We start from the raw sequence: 17,063 nt of genomic DNA on the forward strand, positions 1-17,063 counted from the left end.
AATTATTCGGTATGAAAAAATTTAAGTTTAAGAATGTTTTAGGCGTAACAAGTTTGGCAGTTGCCTCTGTAGCCGCAGTATCTTGTAGCCAGAATGATGAAGTAGTGCCCATGGGTGACAATACTCGTGCAGCTACAGTTGTAAACGTATCCGGTATTATTGATGCCAATACGAGTTGGAATGCTGCTAACGAGTATCATTTGAATGGTAAGGTTTATGTAACTAACGGAGCTACATTATCTATTGGAGCCGGTACAAAGATTGTAGGTAAGTACAATGCTGATCCGGCAGAAGCATCTGCTTTGATTATTACCCGTAATGGTAAGATTAATGCAGTAGGTACTGCTAGCAGTCCGATTGTGATGACAGCAGAAGCTAATCATCAGACTCCTGGTGGTTGGGGTGGTTTCGTTGTATTAGGTAATGCACCTATCAACCAGACAGAAACTCAATACATTGAAGGAATCGAAGTAGGTTCGGTACCTGCAGGCGTAGATGTTTCTTATGGTGGTAATGTTTCAAATGACAATTCCGGTACTATTCAGTATGTACGTGTAGAGTATGCTGGTGCTAACGTATCACAAGACAATGAATTGAACTCATTTACCTTTGGTGGAGTTGGATCTGGAACTACTTTTGACCACTGTCAGGCATATTACGGTGAAGACGATGCATTCGAATTCTTCGGTGGTACAATTAATGCCAAATATTTGGTATCTACCAGTACTCACGATGACGCTTTTGACTTTGATTTCGGTTTCACAGGTACACTTCAGTTCTTGGTGGCTACTGTAGATGCAAAGAGTACTTTTTATACCAAGGACCCCAATGGCATTGAATGTGATAACGATAAATCAGGTAGCCAATTGACTCCGTTCACTCATCCGAAAATCAGTAACTTGACGATTGTAGGTACAAGTAATGGTAAGGTAGCAGAATCTGCTATGGATGATAAAGTGTCAATGAAGTCGGCTGCTAACTTCCGTAGAAACTGTAAATTCACTTTGGTGAATAGTATTCTTTATGGATATCCTACCGGTATATTGTGCGAAACAACTAATGACCATATTTTCAAGAACAATGTTGTAAACGGTGTTAACTCAACATTCTCTGGCATTGCTGCTGATGCATCAAATACTGCTGCTGCAAGTGTTACTGCTATTGGTTTGACTTTACCTTGGGGAACCGCTTACAGGGGAGCTGCATTGCAACCTAAAACTACATCTTCTATTGCTACAGGTGCAAGTTTTACGGGCTTATCTGGATTTACTTCTGTAGAATATCAAGGTGCTTTGGCTCCTGCAGGTCAAACAAACTGGTTGGCTGAAGGAACTTGGGTTAAATAATGACTCTTAGGTGAGTAAGTTTTAAATATTAGTAGACTGAACTCTTCCCTCTGAGTGAGGTGGGATCGTTCAGTCTGCTTTTAATAAATGAACGAATGAAAAATATTTCAATTCTATTTTTCTTTTTTTTCATAGTTTCTTTTTCCAGCTGTGAAACTGAAGGGGAATTTGCTGTAACATCTTATAATACGTATTCAATATTCTTTTTCTATCCAAGTAATATTGATGCAAATTACGAATTTGTATTGGAAGGAAACAAGGGAACTTCCGGTTATATATCAAAGAGTAAATCAGAAGTAGAACTAAATGTGTTTAAAAAGGATAATCAAGAATCTGTTTTTTCGGGAAGAATAGCAATAGAAGATTTAGAATATGTAAACAATAACCTGATTATAAAGCTTATAGCATTGGATGATAAAGTCGATATTTATAATGAAAGTAATTATATATCTTTTATCCCTACTATACTTTATACAATAGGAACTGAGGATGATTACGTTTTATCATTTAATAATCAAACATTAGAGAATGGAAAATCCAATTACATTCCTAAAGAAAAGACAGAAGGTTTAATTCAAATTAAAAAGGATAATGAATCTACAGACCTTTGTTATGCATCTGATCCGATAACTATAACAGAAGGTATGAACTTATCTTTGATGCAGTTGGCAGAGAAGGAATTTTTGGAACTCCCGGAAGATACTGAAGTGGAACCAACCCAGCCTAATACAGCCAAAGTTCGCTTTTTCTATATCCCGGACGAGACATTAACAATGGATGAGATTCGTGTGGACTTTTATAGAAGTGATGCAAATTGGGATTGGAGTAGTCCGCTACCTATTGCTGAAACTTTGACGCTAAAGAAGGGTGAATTATCCCCATATATTTTATTTGATTTAAGTGATCCCTTTACTGATTCTTACTTTTATGATATAACAGATGTAAAGACCGGAAATAAGATTGTTAATTATATGGAAACCTTTTTGATGGTTAGCACGCCTCTTTTGGAAGAGACTGGAGATGCTGTTAAATACAAAAAAGCTACAGAACAGTTTATTAGTGGTGGTTTAGACTTTAAGATATGGGATAGTTTAAGTACAACATGGTAATAGACGATAAAGCCCTTCGGCATTACTGCAATTTCAGACATGTTTAAATGTCGGAGGTGCTTTCCTTAAAACGATACATAAACCGATTAAAAAAAGAAATATGAAACACACCCTAAAAGGTTGGTTGGTAGACAATGCTGTCACCGTCGACAATAAAGAAGACAAAATCCTGATGCTGGAATCAGCCGGAAACCTTACGCTGGAGGATATACTTAGCGAAATGAAGAAAGAATACACAGGTCTTCGTGAAGAAACCATTGAGCACGCAGTGAAGCTATACCACCGTGTGTTATCCGACTTGATATTAAGCGGCTATTCGGTGAATACCGGACTTTTCCGAGCCGTACCCCAATTCCGTGGTGTCGTAGACAACGGGCAGTGGGACCAAAAAAAGAATTCAATCTACGTCTCCTTTACCCAGGACAAGGACTTGCGCGAAGCCATTGCGCAGACTTCAGTCAACATCTTGGGAGAGAAACGGGACGCCATGTATATAATAGGTGGTGAAGATGCCGCCACCCGTGCCACGGACGGCATGGCAACCGCCGGACGCAACTACACCCTGAACGGACGCTTGATAAAAGTCGTCGGTGAACATGAATCGGTAGGTATCACCCTGACTGATGCTTCCGGCAAGGTCAGCAAGCTACCTAATGATATGCTGGTGGTGAACAACCCCTCGCAACTCATTATCTTGCTTCCCTCCGATTTAACGGACGGTCACTACACGCTGACGGTCACTACGCAATACAGTGGTACAAATACATTGCTGAAAACTCCGCGTAGTACGAGCAAAGTGATTACCATCGGGCAAAGTGGTGGTTCCGAGGGTGGAAATACCGGTGGTGGTGGAGGTGAAGCTCCCGATCCTACTATCTGATACCGCTTTCTGGTCTCTTTAGACAGAACTGTCTAAGGAGGTTAGAGGGCTATCTAAAGTTCTTCGATAAAGCGATTTCAGACATCAGAACAAATTGGAGAAACTTTCTTTCATAGAATAATTTGAAATAACAAAAAATGATAGACATTATAGCAAACATAGCTTCTATTTTGGGTTTTACCATGCAGATGAACGACAAATCCAAAGCAATAAAAGAGATAGATCAGAAGTATCTTCAATACTGTCGTTGCAAGTGTTGGTGCCATTGGTTTCTCCATGGGGCTGTTGCTACTGGATTGGCTAATAATTGGCTGACTGCAGCATGGATTAGATAAGTGATAATTTGGGTATAAAACTTCTGATCTTCAAAAATGATTAAGATAATTTTTAATAAGAATAAATCTATGAATGATTATAAAACACGTAATATAGCGCACAACAGATTTGATTTGATTGGTGACAACCAGCATTATATTGAGACTATGGATGAAGAAGAATTTCTCCAGTTCTATACAGTATGCTGCAAGGTCTGTATTTCACAGGATTTACGGCGTGTACGTCAACTGACTTGTAGATTGGCAGTTGCAGATGATCAGGAAATGGCATACCTGCCTTTTCTGGTGGAGAGCTTCAATGAAGTGCTGTATGATATACCTAAGCGCCGATACGCTGTTACGGGTAGAATAAACAGGAAGCAAAGCAAACGGGGGCTGTCGAAAAGAAAAAAAGTGGTATGCAGATTATCCCGGGATGCTGAAGCAAAATGCAGAAAGCTGTTTATGACTGACAAGAGCCAAAATGAACGTAGAAAAAAAGGGATAGGCGATTTTTACCAACTTTGTAGATTTAAGTATCTGACATTTCCCCCTTCGATTATCTCCCAATATAGATATGATGATTTGATGCAGCAGGATATTTTGACTAAAGAGGAGAAGGACGAGTTGAAGGCCGTGTATGAGCCTGTTGAAAACGGGAAATATTCCTGTAAAGGAAGAATAGGGAAAGATAATTTTATGCGGATTAGTGAAATCATGTCAAAGGAGAAAAATGACTTATGAGACTAAAGAAGAACATACAGGAGACTCTCAAGCGGAATTTATTTATCGCCCCTAATCCTCCTCAGAACAGAAGTGAGTATATGGCACTGCGGGATGAAATATTTCCGGATAAGAATCTGTTTTTAGAATTCCTGGATGAGGAAAACTATGAGAAACAGTTGCATCTGGCTAATGAAATATTGCTGCGGTTAAACTATGATATGCTTTTTGCTCCTCCTACCAGATTATTATTCAATCTGCTGAATATGGAGATGCAACCGGCTTCCCAGGATAAGAACAGTTGTTATTTTGGAAGAGACCATGTAATACACCAGGTTCATCTTTACATGTTTGGGATCTATGTGTTTTTCTATCATGAGATATTTGAAATAAATATCATTTCGGCATTTAGGAACCAAAGAAGAAACAAGAAGTCGTTTAATGCCAAAACTAATACAGTCATCAAGGACTTTATTGTGGCATGGCGGGCATTTGTATTGTATCATGACTTAGGATATCCGATTGAGCTGTATGTAAAAAAACGCGGGTTAGTTTCAGAAGCAAACAAAGAGAACAAAGCGGAAAAAAACAACGAGGGGAACAACGACAACAAAGAGAAAAAAGAACAATCTCCGGCAGAAGATTATTTAGCCGCTTTCCAACAAATACCGAAATTTATCGGTAAGGACCTTTCAATGCGTTGCATCTCAAAAATTATAGCAGTATCTAAGTTGATTGAGGGCAGTAGAGAAGAAGAGTCCAATGATGAGAATGACAGTAATAAGGAAAGTCGTAATGATTATCGGTTTGTGGATTTAAACTCTATAGAATTGAAGGGATGTACTGTTATTTCTGGTATTTCAAAAAGGAAAGAAATGCCGAAAATACCCGAAGAAGAGGAAAGAATCAATGAAAGTGCGTTGAAAAAACTATTGAGTGATTATTCCAACTATGTTCTGATTGACAAGGTGTATGGCATAGATACGGTACGTACTATAACATCTATTTACGGCAAGGAGAACTTATTCGCTGTTTTGGGTAACAAGGAAGGCATGCTTTATTTGATTTACTTGCCTGACGGACAGATTATCTGTACAGATAACTGTCCTAAAGGAAAGGTAGTGAAAGAACTGAGGAATAATGTCAATGCTCCTTTTGAGAGAAATAGTTTTTTATATCCAAACCTGCATTGGCAATACTATATCAATAAGAAGAAAATAAATATAAAGAGCATCATAAACATCTTATTTGATCTGAAACCCAATAAGAGACTGAAAGACAGCAAAAGCTTAAAATCGTCTTGGGGTGATGCATTCGATACCATAGTTAAGACTGTATATGAGAAAACTTCCGCGAATTATGCAATGGTTATTTCAGACAATAGCTTTAAACAGTATTGTTTTGAAGTCTATTTAGCTTTGTATAATACAATCGGTTATAATAAACTGAACCGGGACGATCTGAGAAACTCGTATATCTATCACTTGGACGAACAGGTCGACAAATTAAAGACGGATATACCGGACGAGATCGCAAAGGCTATCAAGAAATGTTTTAAGGATCAGAATAGTGATTACCTGGATAAGGATTTAGATACCATTGTGACAGAGTTCTTAAAATCTGTTGAGCATTTTGCGGATAAGATTATCACTGATATGAAAGAATCCATAAATGCCAATTTGGAAAAGCAATGTAGATTCAAGGCTTATTTTGAAACTCTTAGATACTTTATGGGAGAAAAGATTAAAAATTCTGGTATTAGTTGCGGGGTATCTTTTAAAGAAAAGGCTGGCAAAACAGACTACTCCCTATTTGAATACCCTATCATTAACGAATCTGACAATGATTTGATAGAGGGAATAAAAAAGAAACTAAAACTCAGTAAGTTATTGCTGGAAGATGATGTTGCTAAATATCATCCGAAACATTCAGGCTATGATCATGGGGTGTGCGGAGGAATACTTGCATCTGCAATTGTAGATATTTATTGCAAATTCTATACTTTTTCCAATGAAAACTCCGGAAAGAAAGAGTATCCGTTTAAGCAAATACTGAATATTTCTTTAGGATTGGATTATGACTTGAATAAGAAAAATATAGAATTCATGCTTCAGAATACACTGGTTGAAGCTTTTTATGCGATTCTTATTCATAATATATACCCTTCGGCGTTCAGTGGACATGAGGAATTCAGAACGAAACTGGAAACTACCCCTTTTGCCTATTTTGCAACATTGATGGATTGCCTGCAATTCTGGGACCGAAAAATCAATATAAACCAAGCCATAAATGACTTGCCTTATGCTACGTATAGCAAAAGCCTGAATATTGAGGTTAAAGACAATAAAATAAGGATTACGGAAGCAGACAGAAGGTTGGATATTGCAAGAGCAGTCAGAGACCGGAAAGATGTATTGGATGAGTTTCTTGAAAATGCTTCAAATTATATAGAGTTGGGACTTTCTGAATATTAGGGAGGAAAGAAAAGTTTTATATAAAACGACTACTGGTGTGAGTAGCTGGTTGGAGTAAACATGAATATGGTAGATTATTGAATATATCACTATATAAAAAGTACAAAAATGAAACTAAGAACTATTTTTTTAAGTTTGATTTGTACGTTAACAGCATGTACAAATGATGAAATTCTGGAGAATGAAGAGCTGGGACAACGACCTGTTGGTGTGACCAGAAGTGTTGAAGTGGAATCATGGGACTGGACCAATTCCGCAAACTATACCTATGCCTATATACAAGGTAAGGGAAGCATACCTGTCAGTAGTCCGTTCACCACTGCCTCAAGTGCTAATAAGGATATTTCTTTGATTATCCAAGGAAAAGATTATCTCCCTGCTCAGGGGTGGGTATTATTGGATAAAGTTTTTGGTAGTAAAGAGCAATATGCTGAAACGGTGTACCCTTATTTCATGCTATATAATAAGTACAGAGGTATTGTGCGTTTGTTTGTTTTTAATAACAGCCAAGAGTCTCATAGTTCTGCAATGGTGACATTGAATTGGTTGGGTAGTAAGACCAATGCCTTGTTAGCGAGCAATTTCAGCTATACCTTGCCGGCTAATAGCACTCAAGCAAAAAGTACTGATACTAAAGTCGTGAATTATGTTGATGACTACTATTCTTCCTCCTGGTTTGTAACAGACTTTATCGTATCCTTTGACCCTAAGACAGATGCGAAGAATAATTATACTCTTGAATTTAAAATCTATTCAGAAGTAAAGTCGGAAGTTGATTTACAAGGTACATTGCATTTTGAAACACGATCAGCTACCATGTTAGGGAATAATGCTTCGTCCCCTTCAATCGGTTCTCCATTTGCAGTAGCAGGAAAAGTACTAAGTAAATTACCAGATGAAAAAGCTATAACTGATGCAGTCAAGGCAGTTAACACTTTGACCGGCACAGGTGGCGCGGGTGGAAAGGAATTGAAAGATAAGTTGAACAATACCCAGTCGGAACTGGAATCAAAGGGATTTGTTTCTTTTATAAGCAATATAACCAGTGCTGCCAAAGGGCTTGGAGGTATTATTGGTTCAGTGGCAGGTATTGCTGACATCTTTATAGGAAAAAGTAGCCCTATATCGAAGGTTGAAATCATGCCAACGGTGTCCGAAGGAACTACGACAATGCAGGGTAACATAACGACTAAAACGAATGCGGCAAGATATGTATTACAATTGCCGGGAACCAATCACGTGTATGCTGACGGTAGTGTGAATGCAGACGGACTCCCTGTATATGATAAACCATTAGGGGTCTTCTGTCTTGAAGAAGAACCGCAGATCGACCGGTTGAGAGTCATTGACCGTTACGAGAGAAGGCATGGTGATGATGAGTATTACGTGTCCTATAAATATAGAAGTTTTAAAGTTACCGGGAATATAAAAATAGCTATAAATAAAGCTTCCGGTCTGGAATATGTAGCGGGGACGGCTCAATTGTTAACCTCTTCGTCTTTAAATAGCAGACATGAGGAAGTTTACGATCCGGTGGATGATGATGAATATATGACATTATTGAGAAATGATGGTACCGAATGGTATGGAACTTCTCCAATAGCATTGGAAAAATTTAAAAATGTTTCACTCCGTGGAGAAACAGATAATCTTTATTTGAAAATAACATTAGTTCTGAAAGTTGTAGATGGCGTAGGAGAAGATACTCCGGTAGTCGTATCAAATACATATAAAATAGAAAATGCGACAGACAAGGGGGAATCTGGTAGTGTATGGGATAATCCTATGTCAGGTCGTGAACATATAAGTTGTGGTACTCCTTACGCTTTTAGCCCGTATCAAAAAAAGAATAATGCGGACCCGGCTACTAGTGAGAGTAATGCACTAACAATTAAATACTATTGATCATGAGAAGACTAACCGTACTACTGTTCCTTGCTTGTCTATTCTCTTGTCAGAACGATGATAATGAGAAAGCGACACAACCTGAAGAGAAAGAAAGCGTATTCAGGTTTATTGATAAAGCTAATATCACAAATACGGATACTTATGAGAAGGCCGAATTTTGTTTAAGAATATACTATCCGAAGGGAGACTATACCAAATTTATAAATGATTTTATATATGCGGATAATATCCCTGATACTTTGGATTACACAGTGCCGGAACTATATGAAGGATGTATCTATGAGTATCGTATCTTTTTGAGTAACAAGTCATGGGATGCACCCAAGAAATCAAAGGAATATCGATTTGCGGAGGTCAGAGTGGAACATTCATGTGATTCCGTACATTTTGAATATCCTAAGGATACGATAAATGCAATTGAGGCATTGGAAATAAGCAGACCATGAAATTTAATGTATTAACGGCAATAAAATGAGATATATGGTAACACGTAAGGAATAGAAACCAAGAAGAGAATTCACTGGGATAATCTTTTTAAATGACTTTAAGGCAGAGCTGTCTATCGTAATTAGAGAAATAGTTTTCGCCTTGAAAAACAATCGCTCTTTGACATGCTGGGTTGTAGAAAATGATGATAAATGTCTATTTACTCTATTTAATTATGTTACTTTTGCAGTACACTTAATTGAAGAATCTTAGAATGGAGAATATACATGCCAATGGCCAACAAGAATCATTTGAACTTTTAGCTCAAAACATTCATTCTGTCAATCAACTATTGCGCCAAAGTGCGGCAAATGCAATCAACAAACATGTGACTTGTCATAATTGGCTGATAGGTTATTATATTGTTCATTATGAGCAGAACGGAAGTGATCGGGCTAAATATGGTGAGATGCTCTTGAAAAAATTAGCGGAAAATCTAAGAGAGAGTAGTTTCTCATATCGAAATCTAAGATTATACCGCCAGTTTTATCAGACTTATGCACGACTTCTTTTACCCGTAAAAGAGTATTTTACGCAGTTGCTTTCAATTGGACAATCACCGATTGCCAAATTACAGATAGCTGATATTCAAAACAATGAGATTTGGCAATCACCGATTGCCAAATCAGAAGAAGAATCATGCAGCGTTTCGGAACAAATGCTCTTTGAACGGTTATCTTATACGCATTTCGTTCAATTACTTCCCCTTGAGGATGAATTGGAGCGAACTTTTTATGAAATGGAGTGTATCAAAGGAATGTGGAGTGTGCGTGAGCTGAAACGTCAAATCGGTAGCCACTACTTTCAGCGTAGCGGATTAAGCCGTGACAAGTCGGCTCTCAGTGCGTTGGTTAATCAGAAAGCGATGCAAACTAATCTTCAAGAGGTCATCAAATCCCCTTTCACATTTGAATTTCTGGGATTGAACGCAAAAGATGTGGTTGAAGAATCCGATTTAGAATCGGCTCTGATGGATCATTTGCAGGAGTTTCTGCTGGAACTTGGGTCCGGGTTTTGTTTTGAGTCTCGTCAGAAACGTATTTTGATTGATAGTAACTACTACTATTATGACTTACTGTTCTATAATCGCCTCCTTCATTGTGGCGTGATTTTAGAATTGAAATCGCATGAACTTGACTATAAGGATGTGGCGCAACTGAATATGTATCTTGCATACTACCGTAAGAATTTGATGGCACCGGGGGATAATCCTCCTGTTGGCATTTTGCTCTGTACGAATGCCGGAAAAGAAATGGTGGAATATGCCACTACCGGCATAGATGAAAATTTATTTATTTCGCAGTATATGCTTAAACTTCCTTCCAAGAAAGAACTGGAGAAATGGTTGCGGAATGAATTGAAGAAAATGGAATAATAAAGTTTTCCCAAAATAGGTATCATTGTTTTGTCCTGCTTTTCTCTCAAACAGAGAAAGGCGGGACGATTTGTTTTTTCCTACCCCCAGCTTGCCATATAGAAATATATTAAAATGGATATAATTTTAATCAATATCAATAATAAAAATGCTTATGGCAACAATTAGAAACAAAAAAATCAGTAAAACAGGCGGTGTATGCCTGTCATTCGTAGCTGTGCTGGCAATAGCGGCAGCAACTTTATTTACCAGTGGAAAACCGATTGAGGAGTTATCCGAAAATGCCGCTGTGGGTCGTAAATCGGTAATTACCGCCGCCGGAGCCACATTGCCGTTACCTTTCTACAGCGAGGCGTTCAAGATGTACTGGGAGAAGAACGACATCCCCGTTACTTATGCCGGTATCGGTACGGAACGCGGATTCAGAAGCCTGAAGAACCAACAGATAGACTTTGCAGGTGTGGACGTTCCACCTACCAAAGCGGAACTGGACAGTCTGCCGGCAAAATCTATCCTTGTACCTACGTGTATGGGGGCAGTGACTATCGCCTATAACTTGGAAGGTGTGGATAACCTGCGCCTGACGGGAGAGCTGATAGCAGATATCTATATGGGTAAGATATTGAAATGGAATGATGCAAGGATTGCAGCAGTGAACGCTGGTAAGCAACTGCCCGACAAGGAAATCTATCCGGTTTTCCGTCTGGACGGTAGCGGAACGACTTATATCTTCAGTGACTACCTGACGAAAGTGAGTACGGACTGGAAGGTCAAGATTGGTACGGGAAAAGCACTGACCTTTCCCCGTGGAGTAGCGGCTGCGGGAAATACGGGCGTAGCAGGACTGATAAGCAAAGTGCCGGGTGCCATCGGATACGTGGCTTCGGAGTATGCGGTGAGCTTCCACGCACAAAGTGCCTGGCTGAAGAACGCCGACGGTAACTTTGTGCAGCCCACTTCGGAAAGCGTTACCGCTGCCGCAAGCGTGGGGGATGCTACGGGCATGATTACCGATTCGGAGGTTGCCGATGCTTATCCTATCAGTTGTTTTACATGGGTGGTACTCTATAAAGAGCAGAACTATGTCGGACGTAGTCGCAGTGAAGCGGAAGAAACCGTGAAGCTGCTGGAATGGCTGATTAGTCCGGAAGCTCAGGCTATCACTACCCAGGTGCAATGTTCACCGCTGCCGGAAAAGGCTGTGGAATATGCCAAGAGCATGTTGAAGGAGATGACATACGACGGAAAAGCATTGAGAAAGTAATATAAGAATACGTTCGTACATAACAAGGAGGAACACAGCGTGATAACAAAAACAATGTCTACATCGGAGAAAAGAAAGGGGATGCAGGCTGATATGCCGGAACTGCAAGCCATGATATCACAAAGAATCCAAGAACTGAACTACCGGGAAGTACTGAAAGGAGTGACAGCCTTCCCGTGGTGTACGGATGATCCGTGTGTCTTTCAGACCACATCGGGAAACCTGTGGATAGCTGCTGGGCATGTGAACCGGAAGTCGGAAGTGCCCAAGTTCAGTTATAAGAACTTCCTCTGCGCCTATCTGCTGGGTAATGCAGAAGATGGGGTGGCTGCTTATCTGGACTTGCAGACTGCCGCCTGGAAGGGGGTGGAACTGGTGATGTTCTCTTCCCATGCGGATGGGCTGTCCGCTTTGTACGGAGATGGGAGAGCGAATGATCGGGATTTGTTGTACCGTTTCTTAGGACGAAACTACGTTTTTGCTGTCGGCTTCCAGAAAAAGGAAGATAAGGAGCAGGCATCGGCTGGTGATAAGATATTCATTGCCTCCGTGGATGCGGTTGGATTCGGGGAAATTGATAAGGACGGCAAACTGGCGGTCATCAATAAGATAATGAGCTATGAACATTTTTTTGATGATGAGGACTTGAAACCGATGTGGGGAGCGCTTGCCGTGAAACTATTCATCTTGAAGTGTAACGGTTATCGGGAATCGGCCAAAGACCGGAAAGCATTGGATATCCTGCTGCATGACACGATGAAGCTGTGCAAATCAATGGAGTTGATTGCCGGATTGGATGACCAGAAACGGAAACATCTGGAAAGTGCCGGGATGAACCCACAGATGGCTCTGCTAAAGAATGAGGCAATGGTAAAGGTGCATAACGGTATGGATGAAAAGGTGAAAAGTAACTTGCCGCTACTGGAATGGGCCGTCAATCACTTACCGGCTAAGTTGCTTCAGGAGTTTGGTACGTTCGTTGAATCAATTCCTCAGGTAGAGAAGCCTACACCATACGATAATTTGATGTCGCTGGAGAGTATGCTGAAAGAAATGGACCGGCTGTTCAAAAAGGCAGTGGAGGAAGAAAAGTAGTCTTTAACTAAAAACAACATGACAGATGGGTAAACAAGAAACGAAACCGGAGAAGAAGCCCATGCGGATGGTAACATCCAAGATGAGCATTGAAGAAACTATTGAGGTGCTTCGCGAGGATCTTAAGACTAATGTACGTTCTAAAGCATGGAGAAAGCATATCCTGCTGAATCCGAAGGTGGAGGAAATGACCAGATTTCCGTCCGGGGTTGATTCTGTTTTAATCAACACTCCCGTAATGGAATGGGGGGTGAGATTCTATACTCTCAGCAAGCAGGAATGGAAGCAACAGACTATAGATAGATGCGGTCAGTTCTATTGCCTGGTACCATCGAATGCCGGTTTCCACGTTTATCTCTTTGTCACGATGGATACGGGTGAGAATGTTGTTTTTGTTTTCCCACCCCATTTCTTTATACGTTACCGTGAACGGTACTGGGGAAAACACAGTACGCTATCCGGCAAGATTTTGAGAAAGACTTATTTGAAGGATAACCTCGTGATGCGCTACGGCCTGCAACCGGGCAGCGAGGAACGGGTGACCGGGGCACGGATATACGGCGCATCCTCCCATGGCGTTGCGCTGGGGATTGTGTTGAATGACGAAGCGTATCTCTTCAAGACATTCATCACCTACGCAATGACGAAAGGGGAACAGATACCGCTGTACATGCAAGAGAGATTGAGCATGGAAAGGGCACAGGTGGAGTATTACAATACCGGCAGGCTGGCTGACCCGGTGGAACTGGAAGAACACGACAGGAAACGAAAGGAAATGCTGATGGCCGAGGAAAGACGGCGTGAGGAAGAAGAGAGGCGCAAGGCTGCCGAGCCGGGTAGTCCGTACTTCTATGTGAGCGGTCCCTTGAACTTAGTGCAGGCTGATGAAGAAATACTGGAAGAAAATAATGGATTCTGGCAACGAGGAACTGCCATGTTCAGTGACTCCGAACTGATTGAAGAATCACAGCGAGAGATGCTGAATCTGGTATCGGTTGAAGCCCGGATTCTGGAACTAAAGAATACACCCCAAAAAAAGGAAGAGAAAAAGGGCGTTTTTAAAAGATTGTTTGGCTATTTTTTCTGAACAATCCTTGTTGATTGACAGATATTTGCCAGTGTAAGTTTAAACTAAAAAATATTGTTATGACAAGAGAAGAAATAATTCTTTGGTGGAAAGCGCTTGTTGCTTTTCTCTTTATGGTGGCTACCATGTGCTTAAGTATGCTTACGTCTTGCACCGATGAAGATGAACTGTTTGATAGGGAGAATACAGAGGCATTGCCTTCGGTGATTAGTGAGGATAAGACATTGTATTCTGATACGGAATACCTGATGAGTAAACCTGTATTTGTGACCAATGGTGCTACGCTGACTATACAGCGAGGTGCTTTGTTGAAGGCGCTTCCCGCATCGGGCCAAGGAAAAGCGGCACTTGTCATCACCAAGGGGTGTAAGATTGTTGCCAATGGCACGGAAGATACTCCTATCATAATGACGGCATTGGTGAAAGAACCCGGAAGCTGGGACGGTGTGATTGTATTGGGAAAGGCTCCTGTCAGTTATGAGTGTGAGACTATATATAGTGGAGCTGTTGCTACGGACATCTCTTATGGAGGTTCTGAGGAAAATGATGATTCCGGTTCCCTACAGTTTGTCCGGGTGGAATATGCCGGAGCAGCCGGAGGAGCAGTGACCTTTGACGGTGTGGGCTGGGGAACTGCGATAGACCATTGCCAAAGTTATTATAGCGGAAGCGATGGGTTTATGTTTAACGGGGGGACGGTCAATGCCCGGTATCTGATTAGTACGGGTGCAAGCCGGAACGGGCTGTGCTTCAATGAGGGATATACCGGGAAATTGCAGTATGTGATGGCTACTGCTCCTACCCCGAAGAGTGTGTGGAGTGTGGTTAGCTGTAATGGCAATGGAGAAAGCGAAGAAGTGGCGTTTTACACGCATCCGGTCATTGCTAACTTGTCGACTGCACATGATAACAAACCTCATGGACAACAGTATCCGATTGCGGTTTCTGCACGTAGCCGGTTGACTTTGGTAAACAGCAGTACCCGTGAGGCTGTGGCTGATGATGATATTCCTGTTCAATTGATTGGCGGTCAACCGGAAACGTTGCCGGGAATTGATTATATATTGATTAACGCTACGGGTGAAGTGAGTTCCCTGACCCCTGACAAATTTGTGCTGGATGCCTTTTTTGAGCGGACGGATTATGAAGGTGCCGTAGCTCCGGATGTGGAGAAGGACAAGGATTGGACTAAGGCTGAATGGGTGAAGCGGAAATGAGAATAGGCAAGAAGTTTGCGGAATGGATTGTGAAATTATGACTATGGTCCTGACTTACATAATATGAGTTAGTTAGGGTGTGGCGAAAGTAGCTTGTTGTGAAGCAGGCTGCTTTTTTAATAGGATTTTTAAATATATGAATGATGATACAATATAACGGAATAACCTTGCTGCGGGATGAAGACGGAAATCCGCTGCAAGTAAATATCGATCTGCGGATACACGGCACGGAAATGGATTCGTTCATGCGTGCCCACGGGTTAGCCTCACTGGAACAGAACGAAATGGCCCGTTCGGTGACGGGGGAAGATGTCTCTCCGACTTATGCGGAAAGCGGAAAGGCACAACCGCATGTACATTACCTTCCGGCAGTGAAAAAAAAGATACAGGTGGAAATAGACCGACTGTTCGCCAGCCGGAAGACAAAGCCCGCGGGAGTGACAAGAAAGGAGTTCCTGGACTTGCTGCTGCACCGCATCGACCGTGCGCTGACCCCCATCCCCCGGACGAAGGCGGCAACTCCGAAAGCGTTTGAACGGCATTGCGGACGGGACACCTTCTGGACGCGGTTCAATATGCAGTCCATGATGAACGTCACCTGGTGCGTCTTCTTCACAATCCATGACGAGGGGATCGTACTGGTGAGGCATCTTGCCGGGACGGGCGAAAACGACGAAGACCTATGAACTGCCGGATAATCATTGCCGTATTGTCCGTCTGCATTTTCTTGAGTATTTTCGTTACCCTTGTATGCATAGGGGGCAGTGCACAGGGCAGAAAAGCGTATGAGGACGAGGAATAGAACCAAACGATTGAAAGAATGGGATTGAAATTTAAAATATTCATAGGATACGCCATGCTGATACTTCTGTTGGGGTTTATTATCTATCTGTTCCGGGGGGAACGTGCGAAGCGGGATGAGTTGAAACGCGAGATGAAAGAACTGGGCATGATGTGCGACCTTACACGGGAAGCCTACAGTGATTTGCTGGAACTGACATCGCAGGGAGAAGTGGCGAGCATCTGGAGCGAAGGCGATTTGAAAATCTATCGCAGAGAAAGAGAGAAAACGTGTGCCGTCCTTGGAAAACTCAGGCAGTTCGTCCGCATGCCCGAACAGAAAACGCGTATCGATTCCGTCTGCCTGCTACTTGAACAGAAGGAAATGCTGCTGGTTGCCGCCATGCAGACATTCGATGAGCTGGGAGCAATTGGTGAGGCGGTGGATGAAAAGCTGCCCGCCATCGTCCGCCAAGTGCGCCGGATGCCGGTAAAGGAAGCTCCTGCCATACCGAAGAAGGAAGATGCGGCAGACGCAGATACCATAAAAGACGAACCGGCAAGGGAAAAACGGAATTTCTGGAAAAACCTTTTCAGCAAGAAAGAGACAAAATCCGTCTATAAGCAGCGGCAGGAGCAAAAGAGATTGCAGGAAATAAAGAACAAATCCCGGACATCCATAGCAAGAAACGGCAGCGATAATGCCGCTGTCCATCTGTTGCATTCCCTGAGGCATGAAGTAACTGCGAAACAAATGCGACAACGGAACCGGCTGTTCCTGCAGATGGACAGCCTGTATGCCGACAGCCGGATGCTGAATATCAGACTGAACACGCTGGCAAACGACTTTGAACGGATTGCCGACAACCGTCTGACAGCCGGATACAATGCCATGACGGTAGACAGAGAGAAGGCACTCGATGCCGTCACCGTCCTTTCCCTCGTCATGTTTGCCCTTGCCAATCAGATAATCTGATGGTTTACAGAAATCCGTGTATTCCCCTT

The 17,063-nt window shown here is 41.8% G+C and carries 15 protein-coding genes; all 15 read left to right on the top strand.

The window, feature by feature from the left end; all coding sequences use genetic code 11:
• Window positions 1-11: 11 nt before the first annotated feature.
• The 15 genes from HMPREF9009_RS03695 (at window position 12) to HMPREF9009_RS03765 (ending at window position 17,034) form a co-directional block, all read left to right on the top strand.
• Window positions 12-1,346: a membrane protein gene (locus HMPREF9009_RS03695; RefSeq protein ID WP_049701472.1), complete on the top strand. Its 1,335-nt coding sequence runs from the start codon at window positions 12-14 to the stop codon at window positions 1,344-1,346.
• 95 nt (window positions 1,347-1,441) lie between these two features.
• A complete protein-coding gene (locus tag HMPREF9009_RS03700; RefSeq protein WP_049701473.1) occupies window positions 1,442-2,455 on the top strand; it encodes a hypothetical protein in 1,014 nt (337 codons plus the stop codon).
• A 100-nt stretch (window positions 2,456-2,555) separates the two neighbouring features.
• Entirely contained in the window at window positions 2,556-3,335 is a 780-nt protein-coding gene (locus HMPREF9009_RS03705; RefSeq protein ID WP_049701474.1) for a DNA-binding domain-containing protein, read from the top strand.
• 137 nt (window positions 3,336-3,472) lie between these two features.
• Window positions 3,473-3,670: a hypothetical protein gene (locus tag HMPREF9009_RS03710; RefSeq protein WP_049701475.1), complete on the top strand. Its 198-nt coding sequence runs from the start codon at window positions 3,473-3,475 to the stop codon at window positions 3,668-3,670.
• Between the two features lie 69 nt (window positions 3,671-3,739).
• Window positions 3,740-4,393: a hypothetical protein gene (locus tag HMPREF9009_RS03715; RefSeq protein ID WP_157446467.1), complete on the top strand. Its 654-nt coding sequence runs from the start codon at window positions 3,740-3,742 to the stop codon at window positions 4,391-4,393.
• Window positions 4,390-6,846, top strand: coding sequence for a hypothetical protein (locus HMPREF9009_RS03720; protein ID WP_049701477.1), 2,457 nt, complete (start codon window positions 4,390-4,392; stop codon window positions 6,844-6,846). The genes HMPREF9009_RS03715 and HMPREF9009_RS03720 overlap by 4 nt, the downstream gene beginning before the upstream one ends.
• 108 nt (window positions 6,847-6,954) lie before the next feature.
• Entirely contained in the window at window positions 6,955-8,751 is a 1,797-nt protein-coding gene (locus HMPREF9009_RS03725; protein ID WP_049701478.1) for a hypothetical protein, read from the top strand.
• A 2-nt stretch (window positions 8,752-8,753) separates the two neighbouring features.
• On the top strand, window positions 8,754-9,200 hold the full coding sequence (locus HMPREF9009_RS03730; protein ID WP_049701479.1) for a hypothetical protein: 447 nt from the start codon (window positions 8,754-8,756) through the stop codon (window positions 9,198-9,200).
• Between the two features lie 254 nt (window positions 9,201-9,454).
• Entirely contained in the window at window positions 9,455-10,615 is a 1,161-nt protein-coding gene (locus HMPREF9009_RS03735; RefSeq protein ID WP_049701480.1) for a PDDEXK nuclease domain-containing protein, read from the top strand.
• Window positions 10,616-10,769: 154 nt separating this feature from the next.
• Complete coding sequence (gene pstS, locus HMPREF9009_RS03740; RefSeq protein WP_049701481.1) at window positions 10,770-11,879, top strand: phosphate ABC transporter substrate-binding protein PstS; 1,110 nt, start codon at window positions 10,770-10,772, stop codon at window positions 11,877-11,879.
• 54 nt (window positions 11,880-11,933) lie between these two features.
• Window positions 11,934-12,974 carry a hypothetical protein gene (locus HMPREF9009_RS03745; protein ID WP_049701482.1) on the top strand — a complete coding sequence of 347 codons (1,041 nt, stop codon included), beginning with the start codon at window positions 11,934-11,936 and terminating at the stop codon, window positions 12,972-12,974.
• Between the two features lie 25 nt (window positions 12,975-12,999).
• The gene (locus HMPREF9009_RS03750; protein ID WP_049701483.1) at window positions 13,000-14,061 is read left to right on the top strand and encodes a hypothetical protein; all 1,062 of its coding nucleotides are present in this window, start codon (window positions 13,000-13,002) and stop codon (window positions 14,059-14,061) included.
• 59 nt (window positions 14,062-14,120) lie between these two features.
• Window positions 14,121-15,278, top strand: a complete 1,158-nt coding sequence (locus HMPREF9009_RS03755) for a hypothetical protein (RefSeq protein ID WP_049701484.1) — start codon at window positions 14,121-14,123, stop codon at window positions 15,276-15,278.
• 143 nt (window positions 15,279-15,421) lie between these two features.
• The gene (locus HMPREF9009_RS03760; protein ID WP_049702240.1) at window positions 15,422-15,964 is read left to right on the top strand and encodes a hypothetical protein; all 543 of its coding nucleotides are present in this window, start codon (window positions 15,422-15,424) and stop codon (window positions 15,962-15,964) included.
• Window positions 15,965-16,098: 134 nt separating this feature from the next.
• Window positions 16,099-17,034 (top strand): hypothetical protein, encoded by a 936-nt coding sequence (locus tag HMPREF9009_RS03765; protein ID WP_053095298.1) that lies wholly within the window; start codon window positions 16,099-16,101, stop codon window positions 17,032-17,034.
• Window positions 17,035-17,063: the final 29 nt, after the last annotated feature.

The organism is Bacteroides sp. 3_1_13 (genome assembly GCF_001185845.1).
Taxonomy (GTDB): Bacteria; Bacteroidota; Bacteroidia; order Bacteroidales; family Bacteroidaceae; genus Bacteroides; species Bacteroides xylanisolvens.

Excerpts from the sequence above, each read along its gene's own strand:
- HMPREF9009_RS03695 (WP_049701472.1), top strand. The coding sequence starts at position 12 with ATGAAAAAATTTAAGTTTAAGAATGTTTTAGGCGTAACAAGTTTGGCA.
- HMPREF9009_RS03700 (WP_049701473.1), top strand. The coding sequence starts at position 1,442 with ATGAAAAATATTTCAATTCTATTTTTCTTTTTTTTCATAGTTTCTTTT.
- HMPREF9009_RS03705 (WP_049701474.1), top strand. The coding sequence starts at position 2,556 with ATGAAACACACCCTAAAAGGTTGGTTGGTAGACAATGCTGTCACCGTC.
- HMPREF9009_RS03710 (WP_049701475.1), top strand. The coding sequence starts at position 3,473 with ATGATAGACATTATAGCAAACATAGCTTCTATTTTGGGTTTTACCATG.
- HMPREF9009_RS03715 (WP_157446467.1), top strand. The coding sequence starts at position 3,740 with ATGAATGATTATAAAACACGTAATATAGCGCACAACAGATTTGATTTG.
- HMPREF9009_RS03720 (WP_049701477.1), top strand. The coding sequence starts at position 4,390 with ATGAGACTAAAGAAGAACATACAGGAGACTCTCAAGCGGAATTTATTT.
- HMPREF9009_RS03725 (WP_049701478.1), top strand. The coding sequence starts at position 6,955 with ATGAAACTAAGAACTATTTTTTTAAGTTTGATTTGTACGTTAACAGCA.
- HMPREF9009_RS03730 (WP_049701479.1), top strand. The coding sequence starts at position 8,754 with ATGAGAAGACTAACCGTACTACTGTTCCTTGCTTGTCTATTCTCTTGT.
- HMPREF9009_RS03735 (WP_049701480.1), top strand. The coding sequence starts at position 9,455 with ATGGAGAATATACATGCCAATGGCCAACAAGAATCATTTGAACTTTTA.
- pstS (WP_049701481.1), top strand. The coding sequence starts at position 10,770 with ATGGCAACAATTAGAAACAAAAAAATCAGTAAAACAGGCGGTGTATGC.
- HMPREF9009_RS03745 (WP_049701482.1), top strand. The coding sequence starts at position 11,934 with ATGTCTACATCGGAGAAAAGAAAGGGGATGCAGGCTGATATGCCGGAA.
- HMPREF9009_RS03750 (WP_049701483.1), top strand. The coding sequence starts at position 13,000 with ATGGGTAAACAAGAAACGAAACCGGAGAAGAAGCCCATGCGGATGGTA.
- HMPREF9009_RS03755 (WP_049701484.1), top strand. The coding sequence starts at position 14,121 with ATGACAAGAGAAGAAATAATTCTTTGGTGGAAAGCGCTTGTTGCTTTT.
- HMPREF9009_RS03760 (WP_049702240.1), top strand. The coding sequence starts at position 15,422 with ATGATACAATATAACGGAATAACCTTGCTGCGGGATGAAGACGGAAAT.
- HMPREF9009_RS03765 (WP_053095298.1), top strand. The coding sequence starts at position 16,099 with ATGGGATTGAAATTTAAAATATTCATAGGATACGCCATGCTGATACTT.